This window comes from Gemmatimonadota bacterium, from assembly GCA_039715185.1.
Classification (GTDB): Bacteria; Gemmatimonadota; Gemmatimonadetes; order Longimicrobiales; family RSA9; genus DATHRK01.
Window position 1 is genome coordinate 1 of sequence record JBDLIA010000074.1, and the last position, 15903, is coordinate 15903.

13 protein-coding genes are annotated in these 15903 nt (G+C 72.8%); all 13 read right to left on the reverse strand.

What is annotated here, in order from left to right; all coding sequences use genetic code 11:
* Positions 1-443, reverse strand: a 443-nt coding sequence (locus ABFS34_12465; protein ID MEN8376254.1) for a cell division protein FtsZ, incomplete at its 3' end; no start/stop codon positions are given.
* 97 nt (positions 444-540) lie between these two features.
* Positions 541-1746 carry a cell division protein FtsA gene (ftsA, locus tag ABFS34_12470; protein MEN8376255.1) on the reverse strand — a complete coding sequence of 402 codons (1206 nt, stop codon included), beginning with the start codon at positions 1744-1746 and terminating at the stop codon, positions 541-543.
* On the reverse strand, positions 1743-2492 hold the full coding sequence (locus tag ABFS34_12475; protein ID MEN8376256.1) for an FtsQ-type POTRA domain-containing protein: 750 nt from the start codon (positions 2490-2492) through the stop codon (positions 1743-1745). The genes ftsA and ABFS34_12475 overlap by 4 nt, the downstream gene beginning before the upstream one ends.
* Positions 2489-5062, reverse strand: coding sequence for a UDP-N-acetylmuramate--L-alanine ligase (murC, locus tag ABFS34_12480; protein ID MEN8376257.1), 2574 nt, complete (start codon positions 5060-5062; stop codon positions 2489-2491). The genes ABFS34_12475 and murC overlap by 4 nt, the downstream gene beginning before the upstream one ends.
* A complete protein-coding gene (gene ftsW / locus ABFS34_12485; GenBank protein MEN8376258.1) occupies positions 5059-6333 on the reverse strand; it encodes a putative lipid II flippase FtsW in 1275 nt (424 codons plus the stop codon). Before ftsW ends, murC begins: the two co-directional genes overlap by 4 nt.
* Positions 6330-7718, reverse strand: coding sequence for a UDP-N-acetylmuramoyl-L-alanine--D-glutamate ligase (gene murD / locus ABFS34_12490; protein ID MEN8376259.1), 1389 nt, complete (start codon positions 7716-7718; stop codon positions 6330-6332). The genes ftsW and murD overlap by 4 nt, the downstream gene beginning before the upstream one ends.
* Positions 7718-8824, reverse strand: coding sequence for a phospho-N-acetylmuramoyl-pentapeptide-transferase (mraY, locus tag ABFS34_12495; GenBank protein MEN8376260.1), 1107 nt, complete (start codon positions 8822-8824; stop codon positions 7718-7720). The genes murD and mraY overlap by 1 nt, the downstream gene beginning before the upstream one ends.
* Entirely contained in the window at positions 8824-10257 is a 1434-nt protein-coding gene (gene murF / locus ABFS34_12500; protein MEN8376261.1) for a UDP-N-acetylmuramoyl-tripeptide--D-alanyl-D-alanine ligase, read from the reverse strand. The genes mraY and murF overlap by 1 nt, the downstream gene beginning before the upstream one ends.
* Positions 10254-11780 carry a UDP-N-acetylmuramoyl-L-alanyl-D-glutamate--2,6-diaminopimelate ligase gene (locus tag ABFS34_12505; GenBank protein ID MEN8376262.1) on the reverse strand — a complete coding sequence of 509 codons (1527 nt, stop codon included), beginning with the start codon at positions 11778-11780 and terminating at the stop codon, positions 10254-10256. The genes murF and ABFS34_12505 overlap by 4 nt, the downstream gene beginning before the upstream one ends.
* On the reverse strand, positions 11777-13816 hold the full coding sequence (locus ABFS34_12510; GenBank protein MEN8376263.1) for a penicillin-binding transpeptidase domain-containing protein: 2040 nt from the start codon (positions 13814-13816) through the stop codon (positions 11777-11779). The genes ABFS34_12505 and ABFS34_12510 overlap by 4 nt, the downstream gene beginning before the upstream one ends.
* Positions 13813-14148 carry a hypothetical protein gene (locus ABFS34_12515; protein ID MEN8376264.1) on the reverse strand — a complete coding sequence of 112 codons (336 nt, stop codon included), beginning with the start codon at positions 14146-14148 and terminating at the stop codon, positions 13813-13815. The genes ABFS34_12510 and ABFS34_12515 overlap by 4 nt, the downstream gene beginning before the upstream one ends.
* Positions 14145-15152 (reverse strand): 16S rRNA (cytosine(1402)-N(4))-methyltransferase RsmH, encoded by a 1008-nt coding sequence (gene rsmH / locus ABFS34_12520; GenBank protein ID MEN8376265.1) that lies wholly within the window; start codon positions 15150-15152, stop codon positions 14145-14147. The genes ABFS34_12515 and rsmH overlap by 4 nt, the downstream gene beginning before the upstream one ends.
* Positions 15071-15526, reverse strand: coding sequence for a division/cell wall cluster transcriptional repressor MraZ (locus ABFS34_12525; GenBank protein MEN8376266.1), 456 nt, complete (start codon positions 15524-15526; stop codon positions 15071-15073). Before ABFS34_12525 ends, rsmH begins: the two co-directional genes overlap by 82 nt.
* Positions 15527-15903 lie beyond the last annotated feature (377 nt).

Consider the following 15903-nt stretch of genomic DNA (forward strand, 5'->3'; position numbering starts at 1 on the left):
TCGGCCTGCCGCATGCGCTTCTTGCCCTCGAAGGCGAACGGCTTGGTCACTATCGCGATGGTCAGCGCGCCCGTCTCGCGCGCTATTTCGGCGATGACCGGAGCCGCGCCCGTGCCAGTGCCGCCGCCCATCCCGGCGGTGATGAACACCAGATCGGAGCCCTCCAGCACCTTGGTCATTTCCTCGCGGCTCTCCTCGATGGCCTGCCGGCCGATCTCGGGTCGCGCGCCCGCCCCCAGGCCGCGCGTGAGCTGCTTGCCGATCTGGATCTTGAGCTGCGACTTGGCCGCTTTGAGCGCCTGCGAATCGGTATTCACGCTGATGAACTCGACGCCTTCGAGTTCTTCGTCGATCATGCGGTTGACCGCGTTGTTGCCGCCGCCGCCCACGCCCACCACACGCATGCGCGCGTCCCTCAGGATCGTGTCCTCGAACTCGAAGATCATCATTGCCGGCTCCTCCCTCTGTCTGTACCGGCTGCCGCGGACGCGGCACCGGCTCCCCATCCCCCCGCTGGCGAAGGCAAGCGCCCTCGCCGCGCTAAAAGAACTCCCGAACCCAGTTGAGCATCCTGCCCATCGCGCCGCCGTCGGCTGCGCTTCCCGTTTCCGCGGCGTGCAACGCCAGCCCCACGGCGGTGGCGAATTTCGGCCTGCGGACCGAATCGGCCAGGCCCACCAGGCGGGCACCCGGCGTGCCGACTCGCACGGGCATGCCGAACGCGTGCTGGGCCACCTCCACGGTGCCATCCAACGTGGCGCCTCCACCCGTGAGCACGACCCCGGCGCCCAGCGTCTCGCCGTCCGGGTCGACTATCTCCTCGGCCGCCAGGCCCAGGATCTCATCCAGCCTTTGCTCCACGATGTGCGCGATCAATTCACGCGAGACGCTGCGCTTCCCTTCGGGCCCGGGCCCGGGCAATTCCACCGTTTCACGCGGGTCCACGAGCTGCGCGAACGCCACCCCGTGCTCGCGCTTGGCTCGCTCGGCTTCGTGGAACGGCAACGCGAGCCCCTTCACCAGGTCGGCGGTCACCACCCCTCCGCCCAGCGGCACCGTGCCGAGCTTCTCGATGCGCCCGTCCCGGAAAACCGCCACCTCCGTTGTGCCGCCGCCCAGATCGACCAGCGCCACGCCTATCTCGCGCTCGTCTTCGGTGATGACCGCGCGCGCTCCCGCCAGCGGCTCGTGCACGAGCGCCTCCGCGGCGTACCCGGCGCGGGATACCGCCTTGCGCAGGTTCTGGCACGCCGCGGCCTCGGCGGTGATCAGATAGACCTCGGTCTCCAGACGCGTCCCGACCATCCCGCGCGGGTCGCGGATGCCGCCCTGGTGGTCGACGATGTATTCCTGCGGCAGCGCGTGGAGGAGCTCGCGGTCCCCCGGGACCACGACCGCGCGGGCGACTTCCTGCACCCGCTCCACGTCGGGCTCGCCGATCTCCTCGCCTCCCACCGCGACGATCCCCGCCGACGAGTTGGCGTCGATGTGCCGGCCGGCTATGCCGACGTGCAGCCGCTCCACGCTGGCGCCCGCCATGAGCTCGGCCTCCTTGAGCGCGCCCCGCACGGACTCCGTCGTCTCCTCCAGGTCGGTCACCACCTCGCGCCGCACGCCCGCGCTGGTGACTTCGCCCACGCCCAGCACCTTCAGCTCGGCGTCCGGCCCATCACCAACCACCTCGGCGATCACTGCGCACGTCTTGGTGGACCCGATGTCCAGCCCCGCAACCAGCCGCGCGGTCATCTCGATCCTCCCGGGCGTCCCTCGGTGGCAACGACCACCTGTCCGTCGAAACGGGCGTCCACGCGTCGTACGCGGTCGCCGTCGTCGAGTCGTTTCACGTCTTCCAGCACGACGGCCAGCCGCCGCAATTGCTCGGGCGGGGCGGCGCTGTCCAGCAGCACCGCGAGCTCCAGCGGCCGGCGCAACCGCAGCGCCAGCGTGCCGCCGTCCGCCGTGACCTCCGATACGCGTGATCCGAGCGCGGGGTCGAGGCGACGAATGCGATCGAACGCCGCCACCGCCGCCGCCGCCGCCGGCCGGGCCAGGCGGCCGGCCTCCAGCGTCCCGTCCCCGCGCAGCACCGGCAGGTCCAGCGATCCGTGGCCCGGGGCGATGGGCAGCGCCAGGCCGCCAGCGTCCACGGGCACGAGCGTGGGGGTGGCGACCAGCAGCACGGGCTCGGTCTCGCCGATTTCGAACACCACCGTCCCGGGCAGGCGCCTCTTCACGTCCACCGATCGGATCAGGGCGTGCTCCAGCAAGGCAGAGCGCCACGGCCCCGCGTCGTCGAACAGGTTGGCTCCCGGATCGATTCCCGCGGCCTCCAGGACCTGGTGAGGCGCCAGGTGGCGCAGCCCCCTCACCTCCACGTTGCGGATCTCGAAGGTGTCGAGGCGTCGCAGCACGCGCGGCGCCTCAGATACGCCCGCGGCGAGCAAGGCGGCAGCCGCCGCCGCTGCCAGGCCGAATCCCGCGTCCACCCTCACGACGCGCCCACCTCTCCGCCCAGCCGGGCGAAAAACGCCGAGGCGATTTCGTCGATGTTGCCCGCTCCCATGACCAGCAGCACATCGCCCGGAGCCGCGGCCTCCTGGAGCGCGGCGGGCAGCGACCCCAGGTCCGGGTGGTAGCGCACGGCGGCGCCGGCGGCGCGGGCGGCCTCCGCCACCAGGCGTCCGCTGACGCCTTCGATGGGCGCCTCGCGCGCGGGATAGACGTCGGTCACCCACGCTTCATCGGCGCCGGCGAGCGCCGCGCCCATCTCCTCGGCGAAATCGCGCGTGCGCGAGAACAGGTGCGGCTGAAACACCGCTATGAGTCGGCGCCCGGGGAACGCGGCGCGCGCCGCCGCCAGGGTCGCCTCGAGCTCGGAGTGGTGGTGCGCGTAGTCGTCCACGACGGCGACCCCGGCGCGCTCGCCCAGTACCTGGAAGCGCCGCGCGACGCCGCCGAACTCGGCGAGGGCGCGCGCCGCCGCGTCGAAGTCGGCGCCCAGGTGCCGCGCGGCGGCGAGCGCGGCGAGCGCATTCAACACGTTGTGGCGCCCCGGAACGCTCAGGCGCAGATCCCCCAACTCGGTGCCGTCCGCCAGCACGGTGAACGCCGTGCCCCGACCGTCGGCGCGCACGTCCACGGCCCGCACGGCCGCGTCCTCGCCGAGGCCGTACGTGATCACGGGCAGGTCGGGGTGGCGGCCGGCGAGCCGGGCGGCGCCGGCGTCGTCCGCGCAGGCCACCAGCAACCCGCCGGGCGGCACCCGCTCCACGTACGTGTCGAAGGCCTCCTCCACGGCTTCGAGCGTGCCGTAGATGTCCAGGTGATCGGCCTCGAGGTTGGTCACGACCGCGATGGTCGGCTGGAGCTCGTGGAACGAGCGGTCGTATTCGTCGGCCTCCACCACGAACAGGTCCCGCGCGCCCAGCCGGAGGCCGCTGCCCCACGCGTCGATCCGTCCGCCCACCATGGCGGTCGGGTCCAGGCCGGCCTCGACGAGGATGGCGGCGGTCATCGCCGTCGTGGTGCTTTTGCCGTGGGTGCCCGCTATCCCGACCACCGTGCCCCGATTCACGAGCGCGCCCAAAGCCTCGGCCCTCTTGAGGACCGGGATGCCGCGCGCCCGCGCCCGCGCCAGCTCGGGGTGCGAGGCCGGCACGGCGGCTGTCGTGATGACGGCCACCGCGTCCTCCACGTGGTCCGCGTCGTGGCCCTGCTCGATGCGCGCGCCGCGATCCCTCAGGTCCTTGCCCACCGCGCCCGGGCGCAGGTCGCACCCCGACACCTCGCCGCCGCTGCGCAGGATCAGCTCGGCGAGCACGGACACGCCCGCGCCCGCGATGCCTATCAGGTGCACCGGGCCGGTCCGCGCCATGCCGACGAGGTCCAGCTCCGCGGTGTCTTCCGATCCGCCGCGGCTGGCATCGGCGGCTCCCACGGCGTCCGCGAGCGCGAGTATGTGGCCGGCGATGGTCCTGGCCGCTTCCGGACGCGCGCGCCGTAGCGCCGCCTCCGCCATGCTGGCCCTGGTCCGCGCATCGGTCGCCAGCTCGCTGAGCGTCCGCCACAGCGCGTCCGGGGTCAGCTCGTCCTGCGGCAGCGTGATCGCGGCGCCGGCGGCGGCGAGCGCCTCGGCGTTGAGCCGCTGGTGGTCCGCGGCGGCGGTGGGCAGAGGAATCAGGATCGACGGCACGCCCCACGCGAGCAGTTCGCCGGTGGTGCTCGCGCCGGCCCGGGAGACCGCCAGATCCGACGCGGCCAGGGCCAGCGTCATGTCGTCGATGTATCCCACGGCGTGCACCCACGCGGGATCGCCCGCTGCACGCAGCGCGTCGGCCACGCGCTCGAAGTTCGCCGCGCCCGTGGACCACAGCAGCAGCAGGTCGGGCGGCGGCGGCGGCAGCTCGTCGCGCGAGACCAGGGCGATGGCCTCCAGCAGCGTTTCGTTGACGGCGCGCGCCCCCTGACTGCCGCCCGTCACGAGGGCGACCGTGGCCCCCGGCGGCATGCCCAGCGCGGCGCGGGCCGCGGCCCGGTCGATCGGGCCCTGCGGCGCGCGCACCGGGTTGCCCGTGTCGAGCACGTCGGTGCCCGCGCCGGGCCTCAGGTGCTCTCGGGCTTCGGGATAGCCCAGGTGGATTTGCCGCGCCCGGGGGGCCATCCAGCGGGTGGCCACGCCGGGATAGGCGTTCTGCTCCTGTAGCACGACCGGCACCCCGCGCATGCTCGCTACCAGCGCCGCGGGCCCGCTCACGTAGCCTCCGGTGCCCACGAACACGTGCGGCCGGAACCTCCCGAAGAGCCGCCTCAAGCCGAGCATGGTGCGCACCGCCGAGGGGACCAGTCGCCAGTTGCGCCACGGACGATCGCGGCGGATCGGCTCCATCGGCAGCAGCGTGTGCGCGACGCCCCGCTCGGGCAGGACCCGCGCCTCCAGTCCCCGCCGGGCGCCGACGAAGTGGGACTGGAGGTCCGCGCGCAGCGCGCGCAGCGCCGCCTCGATGGCCAGGGCCGGGTAGAGGTGCCCGCCCGTGCCGCCGCCCGCGATCAGCACGCGCGTCATGCGGCCGCCTTGCGACGGGTCCTGCGCGCCGCCGCCGCAGCCCTGCGCGCCGCCGCCGCCGTGCGCCGCTCGCGCCCGCGCGCCTCTTCGTCGGCGGCCCGCGCCAGCGAGATCAGCAGCCCGGCGGCCGCCAGGCAGACGATCAGGCTGGAGCGTCCGTAGGACAGGAAAGGCAGCGTGAGGCCGGTGGTCGGCACCAGCGCCAGGTTTACCGCCATGTGCAACAGCGCCTGCACCACGATGAGGTTGGTCAGCCCTATCGCCAGCAGGGCCTCGAAGGGCCCCGGGGAGCGCCGCGCGATGCGGTAGCCGATCAGCGCGAAGGCGACGAACGCGGCGAGGACGCCCAACGTGCCGAGCAGGCCCCACTCCTCGCCGATCATGGCGAACAGGAAGTCGTTGTGGGGTTCGGGAAGAAAGCCGAACTTCTGCTGGCCCCGGCCCACCCCCCGGCCGAGCCATCCGCCGCTGCCGATCGCGATCAGCGCCTGATTGATCTGATAGGCCACGCCGCCGGTGTCCGCGGCCGGATCGAGGAACGCCGCCACCCGCCCCATGCGGTACGCGGCGCCCTGGATCTGGTACAGCGCCAGCGGCGTTCCCACCAGCCCCAGCGCCACGAAGTGGGCGGGACGTCCGCCCGCCGCGAACACCACCAGCGACGCCAGCATGACCAGCAGCGCCGCCGAGGAGTAGTCGGGCTGGAGGACGATGAGCAGCGCGAGCCCGCCCCACACAAGCAGGAACGGCAACAGGCCGCGGCTGAGGCCGCGCAGGAACTCCCGCTTGCGCACCGCCAGGGCGGCGGTCCACACGATCACGGCCAGCTTGGCGAACTCGACCGGCTGCACCGTGATCGGTCCCAGCGAGATCCAGCGCCGGGCGCCGTTCACGCGCGGCGCCAGCGACTCCGTCCAGGGGAGCACCGTCACCAGCAGCAGCAGCGCGCTGCAGGCCAGGATCGGCCACGCCAGCACGCGTAGCAGCGCCGGCCGAACCTGCGCGCACACCACCAGCGCCAGCAGGCCCGCGGCGCCCCCGAGCGCCTGGCGCACCACGAAATGGTAGTCCGGCAAGTCGCGGGATTGGGCCAGCACCGCGCTGGAGCTGTAGACCATGACCAGGCCGAAGGCGAGCAGCGCCACGGTCAGCGCCAGCAGCGCCGGGGCCTCCCAGCCGCCGTCCAGCCCGGCCTCCGGGCGTTCGGTGGAGAGGTCTTCCAGCCGCCGCCGAGCCCGACCGCGGGCGGCCGCAAGCACGGCGGCGCTCATGGCCGCCCCCCGGCGCGGGCGAAGCGAGCGAAACGCTCGCCGCGCTGGGCGTAGTCGCGAAACATGTCGTAGCTGGAGCAGGCGGGAGCTAGGAGGACCGCCTCGCCGGCCCGGGCGAGCTCGTCGGCGCGCGCCAGGACGTCCTCGAAGCCACCCTCCGGGCGCTCGAGGCAGACGTGGCCGTCCAGGTCGTCCACTATCCGCTCTGCGGCCTCGCCGTAGGCCAGCACAACGCGCACGCGGTCGGCGAGCTCGGGAATCAGCCGATCGTAGGGCTCCTGCTTGTGGCGCCCGCCCAGCAGCAGCACCGCCGGCCGGGGCAGGCTCCTGACGGCCACGACTGCCGCGCCCACGTTGGTCGCCTTCGAGTCGTCTATCCACAGAACGCCGTCGCGCTCGCAGACGACCTCCAGCCGGTGCGGCAGCGGCCGGGCGCTGCGCAGGCCCGCCCGGATCGCGTCCAGAGGGGCGCCGATCAGGTCGGCGATGACGGCGGCGAAGAGGGCGTTCGCTACGTTGTGCACGCCCAAAAGCGGCAGCTCGTGCTGCGGGACCAAAAACTGCTCCCCCCTCTCTCCCCGCAGCACGAGCTGTCCATCCGGTTGCAGATACGCGCCCCGCTCCTGCCCCGACGCCGGCGGCGAAGCGACGCGGACGTAGTGGCGATCGCCCGGAGCCGACCCGGCTATCTCCAGCACGTCCGGATCCTCTCCATTCAAAACCCAGCGGCTCTCGGGCCCGGCGTTGCGAAAGAGCTTCGCCTTGTCGGCGTAGTACGCGCCGACGTCCGGGTACCGATCCAGGTGGTCCGGCGACAGGTTCGTCACGGCGCCAATGGCGGGCGCGAACGTCTCTATGTCGGCGAGCTGGAACGAGCTCGCCTCCACCACGACCCACTCCGGTTGCGGCCGCCGCAGCGCCACGTCGGAGAGCGGCGCGCCGATATTGCCCGCGGCCGGGGCGTCGATGTCCGCCGCGGCGAGCAGGTGCGACGTGAGCGCGGTCGTGGTGGACTTCCCGTTCGTACCGGTCACCGCCACGGTGCGTGCGGTGAGCGCCCGGTAGGAGAACTCCAGCTCCGACACGCGCGGAACGGCCGCCACCGCCGTGTCCCGCAGGATTTCCGCCTCGGGCGGTATGCCCGGGCTGACCACGAGCAGATCGCACGCGCCCAGTCGCTCCGGCGTGTGGCCGCCGGTTTCGGCCGCGCCACCCAGGGCGCGCACTTCTTCCGCGGCCGCCAGCAGATCCGGCCCCTCCCCGGCGTCGGACGCGAACACGTCGCTGCCCTGGCTGAGCGCCAGGCGGGCGGCCGCGCGGCCCGATCGGGCCAGGCCGAGCACGCCCACGCGGGCGGGCGCCGAGCGATCACGGAACGCAACCATCAGCGGATCTTCAGGCTGCTCAAGGCGAGCAGGCTGCTCAGCACGCCCAGGATCCAGAAGCGCGCGATGATCTTGCTCTCGTCCCAGCCGAGCTTCTCGAAATGGTGATGGATGGGCGCCATGCGCAGCAGGCGCCGGCCTTTCCCCGTGGTGCGTGCGGTCCACTTGAAGAACGAGACCTGGGCCAGCACGCTGAGCGCTTCCACCACGAACACCGCGCCAATGAGCGCCAGCAGAAACTCCGCCTTCAGCAGCACCGCGATGATCGCGAACGCGCCTCCCAGCGCGAGCGATCCGGTGTCGCCCATGAAGACCTCGGCCGGGTGCGCGTTGAACCACAGGAAGCCGAGCGAGGCTCCGGCCAGGGCGGTGCAGAAGATCGCCAACTCCCCAGCCCCCGGCATGTACAGGAGCCCCAGGTAGGTGGAGGCGTCGGCGCGGCCGATCAGATAGGCGAGCACGGCGAACGTGGCCGCGGCGATGGCGGCGAGCCCGGCGGCCAGGCCGTCCAGGCCATCGGTCAGGTTCACGGCGTTCGAGGCGCCCGCCAGGATGAACATTATCCAGGGCACGTAGAGCACCTTCCAGAAGACCAGAACGTAGTCGGCCAGAAAGGGCACCTGCGTGGTATTGGCCGGAAACGGGCTGATGGGTCGACTCATGAGATAAACGCCCACGAGCAGACCAAGTCCCCCCTGTCCGAGGATCTTGTATCGACCCACCAGCCCTTCGGTCCGGCGGCGAATGACCTTGAGGTAGTCGTCCAGGAATCCGATCAGGCCGGTGCCCAGCAGTACGCCCAGGGCGAGCAGCGTGAACGGGGTCGTCAGGTCGGCCCACAGCATCGTCCCGATCAAGGTGGCCCCCACGATCAGGAGTCCGCCCATGGTGGGCGTGCCGGCCTTGCCGAGGTGCGTCTGGGGGCCGTCCTGGCGGACCACCTGGCCCACCCTCAGCCGGGTCAGCCAGCGGATCACCGGAGGGCCCAGCACGAACGCGATCACGATCGCGGTGGCCGCGGCCATGCCCGCGCGGAAGGTGATGTAGCGAAACAAGTTGAAGAAAATGTGCCGATCCGCGAGCGGGGCGAGCCAGTGGAAGAGCATCAGTACTGCGCTCCCCTCTCCCCGTTTTCCCCCACCGACTCACCCCGACCCACGGATTCGAGCAACGGGAGGAGCCGCTCCAGCGCGACCCCCCTCGATCCCTTCAAGAGCACCACTTCGTCGCCGCGCAGCCTCTCGGCCAGGGCGCGCCCGGCGCGTAGCGGATCCACCTCGTCGATGACCTCCGCGGAGCCGGGAGTCTCGCCGAAGGCGCCGGCGAACTCTCCGGTCGCGACGATCAGATCGATGTCCCGCAGCGCGACGCGGCGCGCGGTCTCGGCGTGCAGCTCCGCCGCGGCGTCGCCCAACTCCAGCATGGAACCCAGCACGGCCACGCGGCCGCCGCCTCGAGGGAGCTCCGCAAGCAGCTCCGCCGCTGCCTCCGTGCTGGGCGGGTTGGCGTTGTAGCAGTCGGCGAGCACGCGCAGGTCGCCGTAGCGAATCAGTTGAGTGCGCAGCGCCGGCGGCTCGAGCGCTCCGAGGGCGTCCAGCGCGGGGCCGGGATCGACCCCCCACTCGGCGCCGACCCCGAGCGCCAGCATGGCGTTCCGTACGTGGTGGCGGCCCCGATACCGCAGCCTCACCTCCCGCTCCCCCCAGTGGAACCGGGGCCGCCCATCCTCGTCCACGTCGACCTTACCGGCGCGTAGCGCCTGGTCCGCGCGCTCCGTGTAGCCTGCCACGCGCACTCGCGCGTGCAGCGCCCGCGCGCGCGCTGCCAGCTCCAACGGCTCTTCGCCGACCAGCGCGACGCCGTCGGGGCGGAGGGACTCCACGAGGGCGAGCTTCTCCCGCATCACCCCCTCCACATCCCCGAGACCCTCGAGGTGCCCCTCCGCCACGTTCGTTATGACCGCCGCGTCCGGCTCGGTAACCGCGCCCAGTCGGGCGATCTCGCCCGGGGCGTTGCTGCCGACCTCCACCACGATCACTTCGGTCTGATCGGGCGCCGACAGCAGCGTCTGCGGCGTTCCGACCAGGTTGTTCAGGTTGGCCGCGGTGGCGTGCACCCGGTAGCGTGTCGCCAGCACCGCGCGCGTCATGTCCTTGGCCGCCGTCTTGCCGTTGGTGCCCGTGATCGCGCACACGCGCGCGGCCAGAGCTCGCCGGCGCTCTCGACCCAGCCACCCCAGAGCCTCCAGGGTGTCGGGAACGATGAAGTAGTCCGGTCCGGCCGGTGCTTCGTCGGCACGCACCTCCCAGAAGCGGTGGTCCACCACCACACCCCACACGTCCCGCGCCACCGCTTCCGGGAGGAAGTCGTGTCCGTCGAATCGCTCGCCTCGAAGCGCCACGAAAAGTGCCCCGGCGCCCAGCGTGCGCGTATCTGTCTCTACCGCCGTGTAGGCCCGGTCGGCAGAAGCGCCGCCGACCCGTGACGGCGCCGTCGCGAGCGCCTCGGTCACCCGAGCCACCGACCAGAAGGCGCTCACCACTCGCCCCCGGCAGCGTCCGCCCCGTTGGCCGCGAGCGGCCGATCGATCGGCTTGCCCTCGTCGCGCTCGGCCCCGAGCAGCGCGGCGACTATCTCCTTCTCGTCGAACGGCGACTTCTCGGTGCCAACGACCTGGTAGGTCTCGTGGCCCTTGCCGGCCAGCAGGATCAGGTCGCCGGGCCGCGCCGTCTCCAGCGCCAACCGAATCGCGGCGCGACGATCGACCTCGCGCAGGTAGCCGTCGCGCATGCCGGCGGCGATGTCGTCGATGATCGCGTCGGGGTCCTCGGTGCGAGGATTGTCCGAGGTCACGACGGCGATGTCGGCGCCCTGCTGCGCGACCCGGCCCATCTCCGGGCGCTTGCCGCGGTCGCGATCTCCGCCCGCGCCGAACAGCACGATCAGGCGACCGTCGGTGAGCGGACGCAGCGCCTCCAAGGCGCGACCCAGCGCGGCGGGGGTGTGCGCGTAGTCGCGCAGGACGGGGCACGGCCGCGCCGCGATTCGCTCCAGGCGCCCCGGCGTCTGCGGCGCGCGCGAGAGCCTCTCGGCGACCTCACCCAGGTCGCGGCCGAGGGCCAGCGCGCAGGTCGCGGCGGCGAGCGCGTTTTCGACGTTGAAGCCGCCCACCAGGGGCAGCCCCACGTCGGCCGACCCGGCCGGGGCCAGGATCCGGAAGTCGACCCCCGCGCCGTGGGGCACGACGCCGTCGGCGCACACCGACGCCTTGTCGGCGTGCTGGCTGAACGAGAGGCGGCGGCCTGGCCACGCGTCGACCGCGTCCCAGGCGGGTTCGTCCGCGTTGTAGACCGCTATCCCGTGCTCCGCGACGAGGTCCAGCAGGCCGATCTTGGAGGCCCGGTAGGCGTCCTCGTCGCCGTGGTAGTCCAGGTGATCGCGGGACAGGTTGGTGAACGCCGCCACGTCGAAGCGCAGCGCGTCCACGCGGCCCTGGTCGAGCGCGTGCGAGGACACCTCCATGGCGAGCTGGCGCACGCCCTCGTCGGCCAGCCGCGCCAGCGTCGCGGCGAGCTGTACGGGGCCTGGCGTCGTCAGCGCGGACTCGGCGGCCGAGGATCCGCCCTCCCTGCCCACCCCCAGGGTCCCCAGGGACGCGGCGTCGGCGCCCAGCACGTGACGCAGGAGCGACACGGTGGTCGTCTTGCCGTTCGTGCCGGTCACGCCGACGAGGGTCATGCGCTCGGCCGGATCGCCGAACGCCAGCGCGGCCGCGTGGGCCGCCGCGCGGCGACCGTCGGAGACCACCGCCTGCGGGACGGCCACCTCGTCCAGGCGCCGTTCCACGATCAGCGCGGACGCGCCGGCGGCGACCGCGGCGCGGGCGAAGTCGTGCCCGTCCACCGCTGTGCCTACCCACGCGCAGAAAGCGTCGCCGGGGCGCACTGCCCGGCTGTCGTCGGCCACCCCGCCGAGCTCGACGTCCTGGGCCGGATGTGCCTCCAGCAGCCCGCGCTCTTCCAGCCGGCTGGCGATCTGGCCCAGTGTGACGCGGCGGGTCATCGGCGCACCCGCGCCAGCAGACGAACCGGTGTTCCGGGCGCGACCCCGTCCCCCGCCGCGGGTCGCGTACCGCGCACGGTTCCCTCTCCTTCCACGAGCACCTGCAGGCCCACCGCGTGCAAGCGCCGCGCCGCGTCGCGTACCGACAGGCCGGCCACCTCGGGCACCGGAATGCGCGGCGCTTCCGCGCCCGCCATGCGCCGCGGCGGAGGCGCGTTCAGCGCGAGCACGAAGGGACTGCGAGCGGCGCCCGGCTCGCCCGCCGCGGGGCCGCGGACCGCACCCGGCGAGGCGACCGCGGCCGCCGTGACGACGCGCACGCCTTCGGCCGGCCAGGCGTCCGCCGTACGCGCGAGCGGGCGACGATCGATGGGCGCGGCGCGCGCCGCCAGCAGGGCGGCGAGCGTCTCCCTCGATACGGGCGCCGCGGTGGAGCCGCCGTAGTAGGTGTCTCCGCCGGGCTCGTCCAGCTTCACCAGCACGACGAGCTGCGGGTCGACCGCGGGGAAGAAGCCCACGAACGTGGCCGTGTAGGCGCCGGCCCTGTACGAGCCCCCGTCCGACCGGCGCGCGGTGCCCGTCTTGCCCGCTACGACGAAGTCGCCCAGGGAAGCCTTCGTGCCGGTGCCGTCGCGCACCGCGTCGGCGAGCGCCGCGGTGACCTCGTCCGCCACGCCGTCGTCGATTACCCGACGGATGCGCTTCTTGTCGTAGGACCGCACGGACTTGCCGTCGGCGCGGCGCACCTCGCGCGTCAGCCGGGGCTCGACCAGGGTGCCTCCGTTGGCCAGCGTGGCGTACGCCATGGCGAGCTGCAGCGGCGTGACCGCGACCTCGTAACCGATCGCCAGGCTCGCGGCCGTATAGGCCGACCACCGGGCGGGGCGCCGGAGCGTCCCCGACGCCTCCGACGGGTACGGCACTCCGGTCGGCGAGCCGAAGCCGAAAGCGCGCAGCCCGGAGTACTGCTCGCCGCGCTCCAGCAGCGTCGACAGCTTCGCGAGGGCGACGTTGGACGAGTAGCGCAGCGCGTCGTGCACCGTCAGCCACTCGTAGCCGTGGATGTCCCGGATGGTGCGCCCGCGCGAAGTGTAGACGCCCTCTTCGGCGTACACGCTGTCGGTCATGGACGCGCGGCCGCGAGACAACAGCGTGGCGACCGTGAACGGCTTGAGCGTAGAGCCCGGCTCGAACGGATCGGTCACGCCCGTCCAGTGCCGATTGCCGTCCGACTGCCTGCTGGCGGCGGCCACGATGTCGCCCGTCCACGGGTCCACGAGGAGTAGGTCTCCGCCGCGCGCCTCGTGCGCCGCCACCGCGTCCGCCAGTGCCTCGTGGGCGATCTCCTGGAGATCGACGTCGATGGTGAGCACCACGTCGTTGCCGGCGACCGGCTCGGCCACCCTCAGCTCGGCGCCGGGGATGGCCCGCCCGGCCGCGTCTCGACGGACCACCGCGGACCCCTCCTGTCCGCGCAGGAGCGAATCCAGCTCCTGCTCCACGCCCCCGAGCGGGCGCCCGTCGCCGGAGAGGCGACCCAGTACCTCGAGCCCGAGCTGCCCGTGCGGATGGAACCGCTCCAGAACCCGCTCGAAGTACACGCCCCGCAGGTCGGCGAGGCGTTCCCGAACGGGCGCTCCGTAGCGGCCGGGCAGAACCGCCCAGGTCCGCGCCGGGTCCACCGCGCGACGCGCGCGTCGGCGGCTGACGCCCAAGGCCTCCACCAGGGCATCCGCCGCCGCGTCCGGGTCCCGCAGCTCGCGTGGAGCCACGGAGATGCGGAAGGCCTCCTGGCTCACCGCCAGGGGCACTCCGTCTCGGTCGAAGATCGTTCCTCTGGGGGCGGGCAGCGCCTTGCGCGAGGCGTGCTGTGCCTCGGCCCGATTGCGCCAGTGCTCCCCCTGCACCGCCTGCAGTTGCGCCACGCGCGCGCCGATGATCGCGCCGGCGCCGAGCACGCCGGTGAGAAGGACCAGGCGCCTCAGCCGGCCCACCGGCACCGCCGTCCCCTTCCCGGGTCGCCGGGCGCGGCTCACAGCCCGCCTCCCGCGGCCTCGGCGGGGGCCGGATCGATGCGCAGCAGAACCATCTCCTTCGATCCGGTCGGGACGTGCAGGCCCAGCCTCTCGCGGGCGTACGGCTCGATCCTGCCGCGGCTTTCCAGGTACTGGATCCGGCGGGACAGCTCGAAGCGCTCGGCCTCGGCCAGCGCGCGCTCCTTCCGCACCGTCTCCAGGCCACGCAGGCTCTCCAGCGCGCGGCTCTGTCGCCACACGACCAGGCTCAGCGCGGCCAGCAGCGCGGCGAAGCCGAGCGCGAGCGCCAGGCTGCCCAGGGTCCGGCGCCGAGGCGCGGGAGCGGTCTTCACGCGGCCTTCCGCCAGGCGCGCAGGCGCGCGCTCCGCGCCCGTGGGTTCGATGAGACTTCCTCTTCGCTCGGCCGCAGCGGCTTGCGGGTCAACGGCTCACCCAGGGCGCGACCCCGGCAGGCGCACACGGGGAGTCGGGGCGGGCACACGCAGTCGCGGCTCCATTCCCGAAACGCCAGCTTGGTGATGCGGTCTTCCAGCGAGTGGTAGGAGAGCACCGCCAGGACGCCCCCCGGCTCCAGCGCGTCGCGCAGCACCGGGAGGGCTCGCTCGAGCCGTTCGAGCTCGCCGTTGACCGCGATGCGCACCGCCTGGAAGATCCTGGCCTTGTCGGCCGGCTTCATGGACGGGCCGAGCACGGCGCGAGTCGCCGCGACGAGATCATCGCTCGTGGCGAATGGCCGGTTCGCCCGGCGCCGCACGATCTCGGCGGCCAAGCGCCGCGCGCGCGGTTCTTCGGCGTAGGTATGAAAAAGGTCGGCCAGGGCGCCCTCGGACCACCCGTTGAGCAGGTCCGCACCTGTCGGACCGTGCTGCCCCACTGCCCCCATCCGCATGTCCAGGGGCGCACCTGGCTCGTACGTAAAGCCGCGTTCCCTTTGGTCCAGCTGGTACGACGACACACCCAGATCCAGCAGCGCACCGGCCAGCGATCCGGTCAACGCGGCGGCCGCCGAGTCGAATTCCGCGAGGCGCACGTCGGCGCGAGCTCCGAAGCGCAGCAGTCGCTCCCGGGTCTTCTCAATCGCAGCGGGATCCCGATCCACAGCCACCACCCTGGCCTCAACTCCGCGCTCGAGAATCGCCTCCGCGTGGCCGCCTCCGCCCGCGGTGCCATCGAAAAACAGTCCGCCCCTCTCCGGGGCCAGAGCGTCGAGGACTTCGCGCACCATCACAGGCGCGTGAAAGTCCCGACGCCGACTCACAGGAAGATCTGCGGCGTGAACTCGCCGAAGTCCTGGCCGTCCTCCCGGACCGCCTTCTCGAAGGCGGAGGGGTTCCACAACTCGATGCGATCTATGGCGCCGATGAGCTGGACCTGACCATCCAGCGTCGCCGCATCCTGCAGGCGCGCGGGAATGAGGATCCTGCCCTGACTGTCGGGGAGGACTTCCACGGCGTTCGCCATGGTCGATAGGACCCAGAGGCGGGTTTCGGGCCGTCGGCGAACGAGCTCCTTGAGGCGCTCCTCCACGGTGACCCAGGTGGACTCGGGATAGAGGACGAGCGACGGCGGCTGCACCTGCGCGAGCACGAAGCGGGCCTCCGCGGCGCCCTTGCGGTACGCCGCCGGCAGGCTCACCCGACCCTTGTCGTCGAGCGAGTGCACGAAGGAGCCCAGATAGCTCACCCGGCTGCCGTGGTCCGCGTCGTCCATTCGTCCTCGAGAAATGGGAAGCCGGCGCGGGAAAGCGATTCTCTCCCACCTCACCCCACTTCCCCCCACTCGGCGCCCCCATGATACACATCGCGTCCCACCACGTCAAGAATGAATCCCACACGCCCGAAGGGGCCGGATGGCCTCGATGCGGCCGGGCGCCGCGGGCCCCTGGAGCGCCTCGAAGGTGGCCCGGTTCAGGCCCGCGGGCGGCTCAGAGTCACGTCGTGAGCAGGCCTCCTGAAGGGGGTGCCGCCGGGTGGCCGGGGGGGAGCGAAAGTCCGTCCGGGCGATGGAGGCGGGGGGAGCGGGAGGTCCGTCCCCGCGATGGAGGCGGGGATGCAAAAAGGGGTGCCCGCCGTGGGCACCCCTTCCCT